19 protein-coding genes are annotated in these 16,191 nt (G+C 51.4%); 5 read left to right on the forward strand and 14 right to left on the reverse strand.

Annotation, left to right across the window (positions count from 1 at the left end; all coding sequences use genetic code 11):
- Positions 1-80 precede the first annotated feature (80 nt).
- Positions 81-2,015, reverse strand: coding sequence for an ATP-dependent zinc metalloprotease FtsH (ftsH, locus tag HEN33_RS06350; RefSeq protein ID WP_001107467.1), 1,935 nt, complete (start codon positions 2,013-2,015; stop codon positions 81-83).
- A gap of 99 nt (positions 2,016-2,114) precedes the next feature.
- The gene (gene rlmE / locus HEN33_RS06355; protein ID WP_000145975.1) at positions 2,115-2,744 is read right to left on the reverse strand and encodes a 23S rRNA (uridine(2552)-2'-O)-methyltransferase RlmE; all 630 of its coding nucleotides are present in this window, start codon (positions 2,742-2,744) and stop codon (positions 2,115-2,117) included.
- Positions 2,745-2,869: 125 nt separating this feature from the next.
- Here rlmE and yhbY point away from each other — a divergent pair, with 125 nt between their 5' ends.
- Positions 2,870-3,163, forward strand: coding sequence for a ribosome assembly RNA-binding protein YhbY (gene yhbY, locus HEN33_RS06360; RefSeq protein WP_001054420.1), 294 nt, complete (start codon positions 2,870-2,872; stop codon positions 3,161-3,163).
- A 155-nt stretch (positions 3,164-3,318) separates the two neighbouring features.
- Here the strand turns inward: yhbY and greA are convergent, their stop codons facing one another.
- On the reverse strand, positions 3,319-3,795 hold the full coding sequence (gene greA / locus HEN33_RS06365) for a transcription elongation factor GreA (protein ID WP_001148001.1): 477 nt from the start codon (positions 3,793-3,795) through the stop codon (positions 3,319-3,321).
- A gap of 247 nt (positions 3,796-4,042) precedes the next feature.
- Between greA and dacB the strand changes: the two genes are divergently transcribed.
- Entirely contained in the window at positions 4,043-5,476 is a 1,434-nt protein-coding gene (dacB, locus tag HEN33_RS06370; protein ID WP_001212632.1) for a serine-type D-Ala-D-Ala carboxypeptidase, read from the forward strand.
- Positions 5,477-5,516: 40 nt separating this feature from the next.
- Here the strand turns inward: dacB and cgtA are convergent, their stop codons facing one another.
- The 4 genes from cgtA to rplU form a co-directional block, all read right to left on the reverse strand.
- Positions 5,517-6,689, reverse strand: a complete 1,173-nt coding sequence (cgtA, locus tag HEN33_RS06375) for an Obg family GTPase CgtA (protein WP_000673561.1) — start codon at positions 6,687-6,689, stop codon at positions 5,517-5,519.
- Positions 6,690-6,704: 15 nt separating this feature from the next.
- Entirely contained in the window at positions 6,705-7,670 is a 966-nt protein-coding gene (locus HEN33_RS06380) for a DMT family transporter (RefSeq protein WP_176262727.1), read from the reverse strand.
- A 126-nt stretch (positions 7,671-7,796) separates the two neighbouring features.
- The gene (rpmA, locus tag HEN33_RS06385; protein ID WP_000940595.1) at positions 7,797-8,054 is read right to left on the reverse strand and encodes a 50S ribosomal protein L27; all 258 of its coding nucleotides are present in this window, start codon (positions 8,052-8,054) and stop codon (positions 7,797-7,799) included.
- 20 nt (positions 8,055-8,074) lie between these two features.
- A complete protein-coding gene (gene rplU / locus HEN33_RS06390) occupies positions 8,075-8,386 on the reverse strand; it encodes a 50S ribosomal protein L21 (protein WP_000271401.1) in 312 nt (103 codons plus the stop codon).
- Between the two features lie 258 nt (positions 8,387-8,644).
- On the opposite strand from rplU, the gene ispB reads away from it, so the two are divergent.
- Complete coding sequence (gene ispB / locus HEN33_RS06395) at positions 8,645-9,616, forward strand: octaprenyl diphosphate synthase (protein WP_001047336.1); 972 nt, start codon at positions 8,645-8,647, stop codon at positions 9,614-9,616.
- Between the two features lie 228 nt (positions 9,617-9,844).
- Positions 9,845-10,123, forward strand: coding sequence for a DNA-binding transcriptional regulator SfsB (gene sfsB, locus HEN33_RS06400; protein ID WP_000445413.1), 279 nt, complete (start codon positions 9,845-9,847; stop codon positions 10,121-10,123).
- 47 nt (positions 10,124-10,170) lie between these two features.
- Here the strand turns inward: sfsB and murA are convergent, their stop codons facing one another.
- From murA to mlaF, 7 genes are all read right to left on the reverse strand, one after another.
- Positions 10,171-11,430 carry a UDP-N-acetylglucosamine 1-carboxyvinyltransferase gene (gene murA, locus HEN33_RS06405; RefSeq protein ID WP_000357278.1) on the reverse strand — a complete coding sequence of 420 codons (1,260 nt, stop codon included), beginning with the start codon at positions 11,428-11,430 and terminating at the stop codon, positions 10,171-10,173.
- Positions 11,431-11,484: 54 nt separating this feature from the next.
- The gene (ibaG, locus tag HEN33_RS06410) at positions 11,485-11,739 is read right to left on the reverse strand and encodes a BolA family iron metabolism protein IbaG (RefSeq protein WP_000429656.1); all 255 of its coding nucleotides are present in this window, start codon (positions 11,737-11,739) and stop codon (positions 11,485-11,487) included.
- 159 nt (positions 11,740-11,898) lie between these two features.
- The gene (mlaB, locus tag HEN33_RS06415; protein ID WP_000004488.1) at positions 11,899-12,192 is read right to left on the reverse strand and encodes a lipid asymmetry maintenance protein MlaB; all 294 of its coding nucleotides are present in this window, start codon (positions 12,190-12,192) and stop codon (positions 11,899-11,901) included.
- Positions 12,192-12,827, reverse strand: coding sequence for a phospholipid-binding protein MlaC (gene mlaC, locus HEN33_RS06420; RefSeq protein ID WP_176262728.1), 636 nt, complete (start codon positions 12,825-12,827; stop codon positions 12,192-12,194). Before mlaC ends, mlaB begins: the two co-directional genes overlap by 1 nt.
- An 18-nt stretch (positions 12,828-12,845) precedes the next feature.
- Positions 12,846-13,397: an outer membrane lipid asymmetry maintenance protein MlaD gene (mlaD, locus tag HEN33_RS06425; RefSeq protein WP_001296448.1), complete on the reverse strand. Its 552-nt coding sequence runs from the start codon at positions 13,395-13,397 to the stop codon at positions 12,846-12,848.
- A 4-nt stretch (positions 13,398-13,401) separates the two neighbouring features.
- Positions 13,402-14,184, reverse strand: coding sequence for a lipid asymmetry maintenance ABC transporter permease subunit MlaE (gene mlaE, locus HEN33_RS06430; protein ID WP_000925795.1), 783 nt, complete (start codon positions 14,182-14,184; stop codon positions 13,402-13,404).
- A 7-nt stretch (positions 14,185-14,191) separates the two neighbouring features.
- Entirely contained in the window at positions 14,192-15,001 is an 810-nt protein-coding gene (gene mlaF, locus HEN33_RS06435) for a phospholipid ABC transporter ATP-binding protein MlaF (protein WP_000438245.1), read from the reverse strand.
- A 209-nt stretch (positions 15,002-15,210) separates the two neighbouring features.
- Between mlaF and HEN33_RS06440 the strand changes: the two genes are divergently transcribed.
- The gene (locus HEN33_RS06440) at positions 15,211-16,188 is read left to right on the forward strand and encodes a calcium/sodium antiporter (protein ID WP_032185194.1); all 978 of its coding nucleotides are present in this window, start codon (positions 15,211-15,213) and stop codon (positions 16,186-16,188) included.
- The last annotated feature ends 3 nt before the right edge of the window (positions 16,189-16,191 follow it).

Genomic DNA, 16,191 nt, shown 5'->3' on the forward strand with positions numbered 1-16,191 from the left:
CCTGGTATGAATTGATAAGAAAAAACCCCGGAGCACGCCCCGGGGTTTTCGGTACAAATACAGTCATCTAATGCGGGAACTTACTTGTCGCCTAACTGCTCTGACATGGTGTTACCCGGGTTCGGCGTACGCGGTTCATCAACCGGACGCGGAGCCTTTGGACTACCATTGTCGCCAGAATTGTTAGAAGCGCCTGGTTCTTCCCAGCCCGCTGGCGGACGTACATCGCGACGTGCCATCAGGTCATCAATCTGCGGTGCGTCGATAGTCTCATATTTCATGAGAGCATCTTTCATCGCATGCAGAATATCCATGTTGTCGGTCAGAAGCTGACGCGCACGATTATAGTTACGCTCGATCAGTGCTTTCACTTCCTGGTCGATGATGCGTGCCGTTTCATCGGACATATGTTTCGCTTTCGCTACGCTACGACCGAGGAACACTTCACCTTCTTCTTCCGCATACAGCAGCGGACCGAGTTTCTCAGAGAAGCCCCACTGGGTAACCATGTTACGCGCCAGGTTGGTCGCAACTTTAATATCGTTGGACGCCCCGGTAGAAACATGTTCCGGCCCGTAGATGATCTCTTCTGCCAGACGACCGCCGTACAGCGTAGAAATCTGGCTTTCCAGTTTCTGACGGCTGGCGCTGATTGCGTCGCCCTCAGGCAAGAAGAAGGTCACACCCAGCGCACGACCGCGCGGGATAATCGTTACTTTGTGCACCGGATCGTGTTCCGGCACCAGGCGACCGATAATCGCGTGACCTGCTTCGTGGTAAGCAGTCGATTCTTTCTGCGCTTCCGTCATCACCATGGAGCGACGTTCCGCACCCATCATGATTTTGTCTTTCGCTTTCTCGAACTCAACCATCGACACAACACGTTTGTTGCCACGAGCAGCGAACAGTGCCGCTTCGTTCACCAGGTTCGCCAGGTCAGCACCGGAGAAACCAGGAGTACCACGGGCAATGATTGCCGCGTCGATATCGGGTGCCAATGGTACGCGACGCATGTGAACTTTCAGAATCTGCTCACGACCGCGAACATCTGGCAAGCCAACCACAACCTGACGGTCGAAACGGCCAGGACGCAGCAGCGCCGGGTCGAGAACGTCCGGACGGTTAGTCGCAGCGATAACGATGATACCTTCGTTACCTTCGAAGCCATCCATCTCAACCAGCATCTGGTTCAGAGTCTGTTCACGTTCATCGTGACCACCGCCCAGACCTGCGCCACGCTGGCGGCCTACGGCGTCGATTTCATCGATAAAGATGATGCACGGAGCCGCTTTCTTCGCCTGTTCGAACATGTCACGAACACGGGATGCACCCACACCGACGAACATTTCTACGAAGTCAGAACCGGAGATAGTAAAGAACGGAACTTTCGCTTCGCCTGCAATCGCTTTCGCCAGCAGCGTTTTACCGGTACCCGGAGGACCGACCATCAGGACGCCTTTCGGGATCTTACCGCCGAGTTTCTGGAAGCGGCTCGGCTCGCGCAGATACTCAACCAGTTCAGCAACTTCTTCTTTTGCTTCGTCGCAGCCCGCAACGTCAGCAAAGGTCGTTTTGATCTGATCTTCCGTCAGCATGCGCGCTTTGCTCTTACCGAACGACATGGCACCTTTGCCACCGCCGCCCTGCATTTGACGCATGAAGAAGATCCAGACACCAATCAGCAACAGCATTGGGAACCAGGAGATGAAGATAGAAGCCAGCAGGCTTGGTTCTTCAGGCGGTTCACCGACAACCTTGACGTTCTTGGTCAACAGGTTATCCAGTAATTTCGGATCCTGAACCGGAATGTAAGTGGTATAACGGTTACTATCTTTCTTGGTAACGTTGATTTCACGTCCGTTGATACGCGCTTCACGAACCTGGTCGTTATTGACCTCTTGTAGGAAGGTAGAGTAATCCACCTTACGGCCATTAGACTCGCTGGGCCCAAAGCTCTGGAATACTGACATCAGCACAACGGCAATGACCAGCCAGAGTATTAGGTTTTTCGCCATGTCACTCAAGGGATTAACCTCTTATTACAACTGTGTTAAAAACAGCGTCAGGATACTCTATATCCAGCATCTTTCAAACTTTCGTCTGAAATCTCCCGGTTAGGGTTTACGCCCGGTCGCTACAATATACACTTCCCGCGAACGTGCACGAGAAGAGTCCGGCTTACGAACTTTGACCTTCGTAAACAGGGAGCGAATTTCCCTTAGATACTCATCGAAACCTTCGCCCTGGAACACCTTCACTACAAAACTGCCACCTGGCGCTAATACATCACGACACATTTCTAACGCCAGTTCCACCAGATACATGGCACGGGGGATATCCACCGCCGGTGTTCCGCTCATGTTTGGTGCCATATCGGACATGACAACCTGGACTTTGCTGTCGCCAACGCGCTCCAGCAGTGCTTTCATCACCAGTTCATCACGAAAGTCGCCCTGAAGAAAGTCCACACCAACGATAGGATCCATAGGTAAAAGATCGCAAGCGATGATGCGGCCTTTGCCGCCAATTTGGGTGACCACATATTGTGACCAACCACCCGGAGCAGCACCAAGGTCGACAACCGTCATTCCCGGTTTAAAGAGTTTGTCACTTTGCTGTATTTCATCAAGTTTAAACCAGGCACGGGAACGTAACCCCTTTTTCTGTGCCTGTTGAACATATTTATCGCTAAAGTGTTCCTGAAGCCAGCGGCTGGAGCTGGCAGAACGCTTCTTACCTGTCATTTATCTTTCCCATTGGGATAACTCATCGTAACCAATTGCGTAAATTTTTACGCGCCTATTTGGTGATATATGGGAGATGGCGGTAGAATGACCCGTTTTCAATCCCAACGTAAGCAAAAAATACGATGAATCTGAGTACTAAACAAAAACAGCACCTGAAAGGTCTGGCACATCCGCTCAAGCCAGTTGTTCTGCTTGGCAGTAATGGTTTGACCGAAGGGGTGCTGGCCGAGATTGAACAAGCGTTAGAGCACCATGAACTCATCAAGGTGAAAATCGCCACCGAAGATCGCGAAACTAAAACCTTGATCGTGGAAGCTATCGTGCGCGAAACCGGCGCCTGTAATGTACAGGTCATCGGTAAAACGCTGGTGCTTTATCGCCCAACTAAAGAACGTAAAATCTCGCTGCCGCGCTAAGATTATCCTAAAGTTACACACATTTGCTGTGTAAAACGAGGGGTTTTCCGCAGGCAGGAGAGCAAAATGCCACGCTCTGTTCGTTGATAAAAGGCCGCATAGCGGCCTTTTTCCTTTCTTTACAATACATCAACATCTTGAGTATTGGGTAATTCTTACAGGTATTCCACCTTAATTACTTCAAATTCTACTTCGCCGCCCGGCGTTTTGATGACCACAACATCATCTTCTTCTTTGCCGATCAGGCCACGGGCAATAGGCGAGTTTACAGAAATCAGGTTCTGTTTAAAGTCAGCTTCGTCATCGCCAACGATGCGATAAGTCTGCTCTTCGTCAGAATCCAGATTCAACACCGTTACGGTAGCACCAAAAATAACGCGCCCATTGTTAGGCATTTTGGTGACATCAATCACCTGGGCGTTCGACAGTTTGGCTTCAATATCTTTGATACGACCTTCGCAGAAACCCTGCTGTTCACGAGCTGCGTGGTATTCGGCGTTTTCTTTCAGGTCGCCATGCTCGCGCGCTTCCGCGATAGCAGCAATAATTTCAGGACGGCGCACAGATTTCAGAAAATCCAGCTCTTCGCGTAATTTTTCAGCGCCGCGTAAGGTCATCGGAATAGCTTGCATTTGTTATACCTCTTGAATATTCCTGATGGGGCGAGTCTCCACCCACCCCAGCTGTTCGGCCTGCCCGGCATAACTCCTCACCGGGACCAGAAGCAAAAAAATACCGACCCGGGTACAAGTCCCAGGTCAGCTACAATTCACATTTTGATAGTCATTTTACCCTGAAGTTCCCGAAGGGTCATCGTTTACTTTATAGGGCGTTGCGCCGTAGTATGACGGCTCGATTCCAGGTTGTTAGCGCGAGATTATGCGATTTTCCAGATTTATCATCGGATTGACCAGCTGTATAGCGTTCAGTGTTCAGGCCGCGAATGTTGATGAGTACATTACTCAACTCCCCGCTGGTGCCAACCTTGCCCTGATGGTGCAAAAAGTCGGCGCGTCGGCCCCCGCTATTGATTACCACAGTCAGCAGATGGCGCTGCCCGCCAGTACGCAGAAAGTGATTACTGCGCTGGCGGCGTTGATTCAACTCGGCCCCGATTTTCGTTTTACTACTACGCTTGAAACCAAAGGCAATGTGGAAAACGGCGTACTCAAGGGTGACTTAGTGGCGCGATTTGGTGCCGATCCGACGTTAAAACGTCAGGATATTCGCAATATGGTCACGACTTTGAAAAAATCTGGCGTCAACCAAATTGATGGTAATGTGTTGATAGACACCTCCATTTTTGCCAGCCACGATAAAGCCCCCGGCTGGCCGTGGAATGACATGACACAATGCTTTAGCGCTCCGCCTGCCGCCGCCATAGTTGACCGCAACTGTTTCTCCGTCTCGCTCTACAGTGCCCAAAAACCCGGTGATATGGCCTTTATACGCGTGGCATCTTATTACCCTGTTACGATGTTCAGCCAGGTACGCACCCTCCCCCGTGGTTCTGCCGAAGCGCAATATTGCGAGCTGGATGTGGTGCCAGGCGACCTGAACCGCTTTACGCTGACCGGATGCCTGCCACAACGTTCTGAGCCGCTCCCGTTGGCTTTTGCCATACAGGATGGAGCCAGCTATGCCGGTGCAATTCTGAAAGATGAGTTAAAACAGGCAGGTATCACCTGGAGCGGAACACTACTGCGCCAGACTCAGGTTAATGAACCCGGAACGGTAGTTGCCAGTAAACAGTCGGCCCCGTTGCACGATCTGCTTAAGATTATGCTGAAAAAGTCAGACAACATGATTGCCGATACGGTTTTCCGCATGATAGGCCATGCGCGCTTCAATGTGCCCGGAACATGGCGGGCCGGATCGGATGCCGTACGTCAGATCCTGCGTCAGCAAGCTGGTATCGATATTGGTAACACGATTATTGCCGATGGTTCAGGGCTTTCGCGGCATAACCTGATTGCACCTGCCACCATGATGCAGGTGCTGCAATACATTGCCCAACATGACAATGAACTTAACTTTATCTCTATGCTGCCGCTGGCAGGCTATGACGGCTCTTTGCAGTACCGTGCGGGCCTGCATCAGGCTGGCGTGGACGGAAAAGTCTCAGCAAAAACCGGCTCTTTGCAGGGGGTATATAACCTGGCGGGATTCATTACCACAGCGAGCGGGCAACGAATGGCGTTTGTACAATATCTTTCTGGCTATGCGGTAGAACCCGCGGATCAGCGTAATCGCCGCATTCCGTTAGTGCGTTTTGAAAGCCGTTTGTATAAAGATATTTATCAGAATAATTAGTCTAAAGAGAAACCCCGGCACATGGCCGGGGTTTAGCTGATTAACGCTTGTAAATGAACTCAACGCCTTCTTCGTCGTCTTCGTCCCAGTCGTCATCCCAGTCTTCATCATCCTCTTCAGCAATCTCTTCAAGCTGCTGACGGTGATAATCATCCCACATGAATTCGACTTTCTCTGGCTGTTTCGCTTCTTCGGCCTGCACAACTGGGTTTTCAATGATAAAAGTCATCACATCCCAGCAGAGATCTTTCACGCCCAGTCCGCTCGCCGCAGAGATCAGATAATATTTATCTTCCCAGCCCAGCGCCTCCGCGATCGCTTTGGCTTTCTCTTCAGCTTCTGCCTTATCCAGCAGGTCGATCTTGTTGAAGACTAACCAACGTGGTTTTGCCGCCAAATCCTGGCTGTATTTTTCCAGCTCGCTGATAATAATACGCGCGTTTTCAACCGGATCGGTACCGTCAATCGGATCGATATCGATGAGGTGCAACAAGACGCGGCAACGTTCCAGGTGTTTCAGGAAGCGAATGCCCAGACCTGCGCCTTCCGCAGCGCCTTCAATCAGTCCTGGAATATCGGCAACAACGAAGCTCTTTTCGTTATCCATACGAACCACACCCAGGCTCGGTACCAGAGTGGTAAACGGATAATCCGCCACTTTCGGTTTAGCCGCCGAAACAGCGCGGATAAAGGTCGATTTACCCGCATTCGGCATTCCCAGCATACCGACGTCAGCAAGCAGCATCAGCTCCAGCAGCAGCTCGCGCTTATCGCCCGGCGTACCATTAGTTTTCTGCCGTGGCGTACGGTTAACGGACGATTTGAAGCGGGTATTGCCCAGACCGTGCCAGCCACCCTTGGCAACCAGCAGACGCTGACCGTGTTTGGTCATATCGCCCATGGTTTCACCGGTACCCTGATCGATAACACGCGTACCTACCGGCACTTTAATCGTGACGTCTTTACCGCGCTTACCGGTACAATCGCGGCTTGCGCCGTTCTGACCGCGTTCTGCACGGAAAGATTTTTCAAAACGATAATCGATAAGTGTGTTCAGGTTCTCGTCGGCTTCCATCCATACGTCACCACCGTCACCGCCGTCGCCGCCATCCGGGCCGCCTTTCGGAATATACTTTTCGCGGCGGAAGCTCACGCAACCATTACCGCCATCACCTGCAACGACCAGAATCGATGCTTCATCAACAAACTTCATTTTATTCTCCGTAAATCATTCGCCTGCGCGGGGTTGCGATACCACCGTTGTATGCTTACGTAAACCGCCCCAAATACGATGACCAATGGCGGAATACATCGCGCCCGCAACCACGACAAACGCACCGAGATAACCTAAAAGGTTTAACATCGGTCTGGCGAAGAAATCGGGCCAGGCCAGTGATAAAAGATCTGAAAAAAACAGCGTAAACAGTGGGGTGAGCGTGATGATCGCGCTCACCTGCGCTGCCTGCCAGCGAGCCATCGCTTCCGCCAGGGCGCCATATCCTACCAATGTATTCAGCCCGCAAAAAATTAAACATGCGAGCTGCCAGTGGCTAAGCTGCGCTATCACTCCAGGATTTGCCAGAGGGAAGAGCGCAATTGTACATAAAGTGTACAGCAAAAACAGGATCTGCGGTGAGGCCAGCCGACGCAATAAAACCTTCTGCGCTACGCCATAACTCACCCAAACCGTCGCCGCACCGACCCCAAAGATAACTCCCCAGGTGTAATCGGTGAGCTTTGTAAATATCTCAACCAGACTGGTGTTAAAAAACATCACCAGGCCGCTCAGGAGCATCAATGCCCCCACTACCTGGGTGCTGCGCATTTTCTCTTTGAGGATAAATACGCTGGCAACCATCATGCCAACTGGCGAGAGTTGCCCAATCACCTGCGAAGCGATCGGACTCAGGTATTGCAAGGATGAGCTGAACAGGATGAAGTTCCCAAACAGCCCGGCGGTCGCCACTGCCAACAAAATCAACCAGCGTGGCTTACGAAACACGCGTAATGGCGGCAACCTCTTCTTCACCGCAAGAATGGCGCCAAGGCCAATACTCGCCATCAAGAAACGGTAAAACACGATTGTCGGAGGTTCCATCACCTCCAGCACCTGCTTCATTGCGATTGGCAACGCCCCCCAGCAAATTGCTGTGGTGAGCGCCAAAAGAATGCCAATGCCTGCCTGCTGCTTCATACCGTATTCCCTACAAAACGCATTTGCGAGTTAACGCCGCACGATGCGAATTTTTACCGGTTATCGAATGTAAAAAGCCCCGCAACGTGTTGCGGGGCTTTCATCCGTTACCGGGACGCGAAAAACTTATTCAGCTTCGATGCTGATAAATTTACGGTTTTTCGGGCCTTTAACTTCGAATTTCACTTTACCGTCTGCTTTAGCAAACAGAGTGTGGTCACGACCGCAACCTACGTTAGCGCCTGCGTGGAATTTGGTACCACGTTGACGAACGATGATGCTACCCGCCAGAACGGATTCGCCACCGAAACGCTTAACGCCCAGGCGTTTAGCTTCTGAATCGCGACCGTTACGTGTGGAGCCGCCAGCCTTTTTATGTGCCATTTGAAATCTCTCCTCAGGTCTTAGGCGCTGATGCCAGTAATTTTCACATCAGTGAACCACTGACGATGGCCCTGCTGCTTACGATAGTGTTTACGACGACGAAACTTAACGATTTTAACTTTCTCGCCACGACCGTGAGCAACAACTTCAGCTTTGATTACGCCGCCATCAACGAAAGGAACGCCGATTTTGACTTCTTCACCGTTTGCGATCATCAGCACTTCAGCGAACTCAACAGTTTCGCCAGTTGCGATGTCCAGCTTTTCCAGGCGAACGGTCTGACCTTCGCTTACTCGGTGTTGTTTACCACCACTTTGGAAAACCGCGTACATATAAAACTCCGCTTCCGCGCACACCTTTTCAATGATTCAGAGTGCGCTATAAATATTCACAATAGGGCGCGAATATTACGCAAAACGCACGCCTTTGACAAGTGCTACAGTCAATACACGAAGAAAAAAAACACAACTTGTACGGTAACGTTTATCTGTGCCATTTTTTCAGTACAATCACCCTATATTCCTAACCATAAACCCTAAGTTGCCTTTGTTCACAGTAAGGTAATCGGGGCGAAAAGCCCGGCTTTTGCGATGAATTTAGAAAAAATCAATGAGTTAACCGCGCAAGATATGGCGGGTGTTAATGCGGCAATCCTTGAGCAGCTTAATTCCGACGTCCAACTGATCAATCAGTTAGGCTATTACATCGTCAGCGGCGGCGGTAAACGTATTCGTCCGATGATTGCTGTACTGGCTGCACGAGCTGTTGGCTATGAGGGAAATGCGCATGTCACCATTGCAGCCCTGATCGAATTTATCCACACGGCGACTCTGCTACACGACGACGTAGTGGATGAATCAGATATGCGCAGGGGTAAAGCTACCGCCAACGCTGCGTTTGGCAATGCTGCCAGTGTGCTGGTAGGCGATTTTATTTATACCCGCGCGTTCCAGATGATGACCAGCCTCGGTTCGCTCAAAGTGCTGGAAGTGATGTCTGAAGCCGTAAACGTCATCGCAGAAGGTGAAGTTCTGCAACTGATGAACGTTAACGACCCGGACATCACCGAAGAAAACTACATGCGCGTTATCTACAGCAAGACCGCGCGTCTGTTTGAGGCTGCCGCGCAGTGTTCCGGGATTCTGGCTGGCTGTACGCCGGAGGAGGAGAAAGGCCTGCAGGATTATGGGCGTTATCTCGGCACCGCTTTCCAGTTGATCGACGATTTACTCGATTACAATGCCGATGGCGAACAGTTAGGTAAAAACGTCGGCGACGATCTGAACGAAGGTAAACCGACGCTGCCGCTGCTGCATGCAATGCATCATGGCACACCAGAACAGGCACAGATGATTCGTACCGCCATCGAACAGGGTAACGGTCGTCATCTTCTGGAACCGGTTCTGGAAGCAATGAACGCTTGTGGCTCTCTTGAATGGACGCGTCAGCGTGCCGAGGAAGAAGCAGACAAAGCCATCGCAGCGTTACAGGTGCTCCCGGACACCCCGTGGCGAGAAGCACTCATCGGCCTCGCGCACATCGCTGTTCAACGCGATCGTTAATCCCCTCCCCCTCATCCCGCGCAGTGCGCGGGATGATTCCAATAAGTTCCATAAAAACACTTATTCAGCGTAATAACGCCTGAAAAACCAGTGTATGTATTTTTATATATTCTGAATATTCACACTCTTTACAGGAACTTTTTAGAGCAATAGGCCATCAGGAGTATAGTGATGCTCGACAGAAGAAGTGTTCTGAATGAAAGCGACTAACTTAAGGAGTGAGGAAAGATGGAAAGTAATTTCATTGACTGGCATCCCGCTGACATCATTGCGGGTTTACGCAAGAAAGGAACGTCAATGGCGGCGGAATCTCGTAGAAATGGTTTGAGTTCCTCAACGCTGGCGAACGCATTATCGCGCCCATGGCCGAAAGGAGAGATGATTATTGCGAAAGCACTGGGAACTGACCCCTGGGTTATCTGGCCATCACGCTACCATGATCCGCAGACCCATGAGTTTATCGACAGAACGCAGTTGATGCGTAGCTACACTAAACCGAAAAAATGAGTGGTCTGGCGGTAGCCCCGCGAACGGGGCTGCCAGCTCTCGGACGATTACTCGCCTTTCACACGCTCAATATTTGCACCTAAAGCGCGCAGTTTGTCTTCAATACGTTCGTAGCCACGATCGATGTGATAAATACGATCAACCACCGTTGTCCCTTCCGCAATACAACCAGCCAGCACCAGGCTTGCTGAAGCACGTAGATCGGTTGCCATAACCTGTGCGCCAGAAAGTTTTTCCACACCGTGACAAATAACGGTATTACTTTCAATTTCGGCATGCGCGCCCATACGACTCAGCTCTGGTACGTGCATAAAGCGGTTTTCAAAGACCGTTTCGGTGATGAATCCGGTGCCTTCTGCCACCAGGTTCAGCAGTGTGAACTGGGCCTGCATATCGGTCGGGAATGCCGGATGCGGCGCGGTACGTACGTTAACAGCTTTCGGCCGTTTGCCATGCATATCCAGGCTAATCCAGTCTTCGCCGACTTCAATGTCCGCTCCAGCGTCACGCAATTTCGCCAGCACAGCGTCAAGAGTATCTGGCTGTGCGTTACGGCAGATAATTTTGCCGCGAGAGATCGCCGCAGCCACAAGGAAAGTACCGGTTTCGATACGATCCGGCAGCACGCGATAGACACCGCCGCCTAAACGTTCCACACCTTCGATGATGATACGATCGGTGCCCTGACCGCTAATTTTCGCACCCAGCGTAATCAGGAAGTTCGCGGTATCGACGATTTCCGGTTCACGCGCTGCGTTTTCAATAATCGTGGTGCCTTCCGCCAGGGTTGCAGCACACATGATGGTCACCGTTGCGCCAACGCTGACTTTATCCATCACGATATGTGCGCCTTTCAGACGACCGTCGACGGAAGCTTTAACGTAACCTTCTTCCAGTTTGATGGTCGCGCCTAATTGTTCGAGGCCAGAAATGTGTAGATCAACCGGACGCGCACCGATCGTACAACCGCCAGGCAGTGAAACTTGCCCCTGCCCAAAGCGCGCTACCAGCGGCCCCAGTGCCCAGATAGAAGCACGCATGGTTTTAACCAGATCGTAAGGTGCGCAGAATACATTAACCTCGCGGGCATCAATATGCACAGAACCATTACGCTCTACTTTCGCACCCAGCTGGCTTAGCAGCTTCATTGATGTATCAACGTCTTTCAGTTTCGGGACGTTCTGGATCTCTACCGGTTCTTCCGCCAGTAGTGCGGCAAAAAGAATAGGCAGAGCAGCATTTTTAGCGCCGGAAATTGTGACTTCGCCCTGGAGCTTCGTTGGCCCCTGAACACGAAATTTATCCATTTAGTTTGTTCTCAGTTAACAATTCATATCCGCTACCGGCGAATCGCCCATAGCTCAAAAGCCGTTCAGTTTGCGATCGCGCGCCCACTCCGCAGGGGTATACGCTTTGATCGACACAGCATGAATGCGGTTATCCGCAATATATTCCATCAGCGGGCCATAGACCGTCTGCTGTTTTTTAACCCGACTCATGCCGTCAAACAACTCACCCACGGCAATAACCTGAAAGTGGCTGCCATCGCCGGAAACGTGGACTTCCTGGAGGGAGAGAGCGTTCATCAACACGCTCTGAATTTCATTATTTTCCATGGGATCTTCAATCATCAGTTAATAAACCAGCGAAACATCTTAGAGCAAAGTTGCGCTGGCATAAATAAGCAAAAAGCCTCGCTGATAAATCAGACAAGGCTCGACTTGCAGGCAGGATTGCCGGACAGGCGGTTAACGCCTTATCCGGCCTGAAAAAATTTAACGAGGCAGAACATCAGCAGGCAAATTATACAATTTCGCCAGGGTATACACTTTGTCGTTTACCCCCTGAAGCGTCACATTGTTGCCCTGCTTTTTCGCCAGATCGATAAGATGGAGCAGCAGCGCCAGTCCACCTGTATCAACGCGGGATACACGGCTAAGATCGATGCAGGTAATCCCCTTCACCGCCTCCTCACGCATTTCCCAAAGCGGTAGCAGAACGTCCTGATCCAGCTCTCCGGATAACGCCAGCGTGTCACCCGTCTGCATCCAGCTCAGTGACTCGCTCATTACTTTTTCTCTTCCAGAGTGATTTTCTGTTGAGAAATCGATTTCAGTTGCGCAGTCAGGCCGTCGATACCTTTGGTACGCAGCAGCGTCCCCCACTCATTTTGTTTGGTGGTGATCATGCTGACACCCTCTGCAATCATGTCGTAAGCCTGCCAGTTGCCCGTCTGGGAGTTTTTACGCCACTGGAAGTCCAGACGCACCGGCGGGCGGCCATTCGGGTCAATAATGGTCACGCGAATAGGCACAATGGTTTTATCACCCAGAGGCTGTTCTGGCGCGATCTGATAAGTCTGACCATGATACATCGCCAATGCCTGACCGTAAGCCTGCTTCAGATACTCACGGAAAGCGGCAAAGTAAGCATCACGCTGGGCGGGAGTCGCACTCTTGTAATACTGGCCCAGAACCAGAGCCCCGGCATATTTCATCTGTACATATGGCAGCAGTTCCTGATCAACAATGGTACGCAGATAATCCGGGTTAGCCCGAATTTGCGGTTGCTCATTCTTCAGGCGATCGAACGTTTTCTGCGCCGCCTCGTCCATCAGCTTATACGGATTGGTCTGGTCTGCCGCGGTTGCTGCACTCAGCGGTGCAATCACCAGCAAAGCGACCATCATTAAACGTTTAAACATGCGTCGGTTCTCCTGAAATTATTTCGTTGTACCCACAGGTTCAGTGGTTTCATTATTACCTGGCGCAGCAGCTGGCGCATCGCCACTATTCTTATTGTCATCGCCTTTACTACCGTAAAGGAACTGACCAATGAGATCTTCCAGCACCATCGCAGACTTAGTGTCCTGGATTGTATCGCCATCCTTCAGGATAGCAGTCCCCAGTTCCGGGTCTTCAAAACCGACGTTTAATGCCAGATATTGTTCCCCCAGCAGGCCGGAAGTACGGATGCTCAGCGAACTGGTATCAGGAATGTGGTTATAACGTTGTTCAATTTCCAGCGTTACGCGTGGCAGATAGGTTTTCGGGTCCAGCGTAATATCCGCCACCCGGCCCACAACAACGCCACCAATGCTGACCGGAGAGCGCGCTTTCAGGCCGCCAATGTTATCGAACGTCGCATAAAGCGTATAGGTCGGTTCAGTACGTATGGACGTCACGTTCGCCGCCTTCAGGCAAACAAACAGCGCCGCCAGCAGTGCTGCTAATAAAAAGATACCCACCCAAATTTCATTTTTTTTCGTTTGCATGAACTCAATTCCCAAACATCAATGCGGTCAGCACAAAATCCAGCCCCAGAACAGCCAGAGACGAGTGGACAACGGTGCGAGTGGTTGCCCGGCTAATCCCGGCAGACGTCGGGATGGCGTCGTAGCCGTTAAACAACGAAATCCACGTCACCGTGATGGCGAACACCACGCTCTTAATCAGACAGTTGACCAGATCCATACGCCAGTCGACGGCATTTTGCATTGCCGACCAGAAGAACCCGCTATCAATGCCTTTCCAACTGACGCCGACCAGTGATCCGCCCCAGATCCCCACGGCGACGAAGATGACCGTCAGCAGTGGCAATGAAATAACCCCAGCCCAGAAACGGGGAGAAATAACCCGACGCAACGGATCCACCGCCATCATCTCCATACTGGAGAGTTGCTCTGTGGCGCGCATCAGGCCAATTTCTGCGGTTAACGCCGAACCGGCACGTCCGGCAAACAACAACGCGGCAACCACCGGCCCCAGTTCACGCAGTAGTGATAACGCCACCAGCATACCCAGACTGGTTTCCGCACTATAAGTGGTCAGAACCAGATAACCTTGCAGCCCCAGCACCATTCCGATGAACACGCCAGAAACCACAATAATAAGCATCGACAGGACGCCAACATTATAGAGCTGACGTACCAGCAGTGGCGCATGTTTGCGAAATTCCGGTTTGCCGACCAGCGCATTGAATAACATTAACCCGGCCCGCCCGAACGTTCTCAGGGTTTTAATCCCTTTATGTCCGAGCGACGCCAGCGCATTTAACAGCATGAGTGGCTTAACTCCCTGGTAAAAGATCAGCGTGATAATCGCCGGCAGGATAGCGGAACGGAACAGGCCCGTCAGCTATCCCGTCCAGAAACTGACGTACGCGCGGATCAGGATTCGCCTGCAACGCCTGGGCGCTGCCATGAGCGACAATTTTTTTGTCCGCCAGGATCCAGGCGTGATCCGCAATACTTAACACTTCCGGCACATCGTGAGAAACCACCACACAAGTCACGCCCAGCGCGCTGTTCAGCTCAGAAATCAGCTTCACCAGTACGCCCATGGTGATGGGATCTTGCCCAACAAAGGGTTCATCAAACATGATGAGATCCGGCTCCAGCGCAATTGCTCGCGCCAGCGCTGCACGCCGCGCCATCCCTCCGGAAAGTTCAGAAGGCATCAGTTTAGCCGCTCCGCGCAGCCCCACGGCCTCCAGCTTCATCATCACTGTGCTATGCAATAAAGGTGCGGGAAGTTGGGTATGTTCGCGTAGTGGATAGGCAACGTTGTCAAATACGTTCATATCTGTGAACAACGCCCCGGACTGAAACAACATGCTCATCCGTTTGCGCACTGTATACAGGCGCGAACGAGACATCGCCGGAATATTCTCACCATCGAAAAGGATCTCACCATGATCTGGTGCGATTTGCCCGCCAATCAGACGGAGTAGCGTCGTTTTACCGATGCCTGATGGTCCCATGATCGCCGTGATCTTCCCTCGCGGCACGGTCAGGGAAATATTATCGAAGATGCAGCGATTGCCACGCGTAAAACTGACATCGCGCATATCGACTAAATTCGCCACAGACTGCTCCATAATTCACCCTTCGTCTTGCGTTGATTTTCTAAGCATGGCGCTCAATTTAACCTTGAACCCAACATATTTACAGAATATTACCCGCCGTGGTTAGCGAAAGCTGGCATTTGTTTTACTTTTTAGCCGCATAAAGTCAAAATTAAGAATCCGTTACGGCTTTCTGAAAATCTTCAGCGGACCGGCGAGTATACCTGAAGAAAGGACGTTAGATGCTTTTAGCTACGGCACTGTTAATTGTTGGTTTACTTTTGGTCGTTTACAGTGCCGACCGCCTGGTATTTGCCGCGTCCATTCTTTGCCGATCCTTTGGCATACCGCCACTGATCATCGGCATGACGGTGGTCAGTATTGGCACATCGTTACCAGAAATCATCGTTTCGCTTGCCGCATCACTGCACGAACAACGCGATTTAGCCGTTGGTGTAGCCCTCGGATCAAACATTATCAATATTTTGCTGATCCTCGGTCTGGCTGCGCTGGTACGTCCTTTTACCGTCCATTCCGATGTTCTGCGCCGCGAATTACCCTTAATGTTGTTGGTCAGTGTGGTGGCCGGTTCCGTACTCTATGACGGACAACTTAGTCGCAGCGATGGTATCTTTCTCCTCTTTCTGGCTGTGCTATGGCTGCTGTTCATTGTTAAACTTGCACGTCTGGCTGAACGTCAGGGGACTGACAGCCTGACCAGAGAGCAGCTTGCAGAGCTGCCGCGTGAAGGCGGATTGCCCGTCGCGTTTTTATGGCTCGGCATTGCGCTGATCATCATGCCAGTGGCCACGCGGATGGTGGTTGATAACGCCACGGTGCTGGCGAATTACTTTGCCATCAGCGAGTTGACGATGGGTCTGACGGCAATCGCTATCGGAACCAGTCTGCCAGAGCTGGCAACCGCAATCGCGGGGGTTCGCAAAGGTGAAAACGACATTGCTGTCGGGAATATCATTGGCGCAAACATTTTTAATATTGTCATCGTGTTGGGTTTACCCGCGCTGATAACGCCTGGAGAGATTGATCCACTGGCGTACAGTCGTGACTACAGCGTGATGTTGCTGGTGAGCATTATTTTTGCGTTGCTGTGCTGGCGGCGCTCCCCGCAACCGGGCCGTGGTGTAGGGGTATTATTAACTGGCGGATTTATCGTATGGCTGGCGATGTTGTACTGGTTATCGCCAATACTCGTTGAATAACTG

The sequence above is a fragment of the Escherichia sp. 94.0001 genome (assembly GCF_013369155.2).
Classification (GTDB): Bacteria; Pseudomonadota; Gammaproteobacteria; order Enterobacterales; family Enterobacteriaceae; genus Escherichia; species Escherichia coli_F.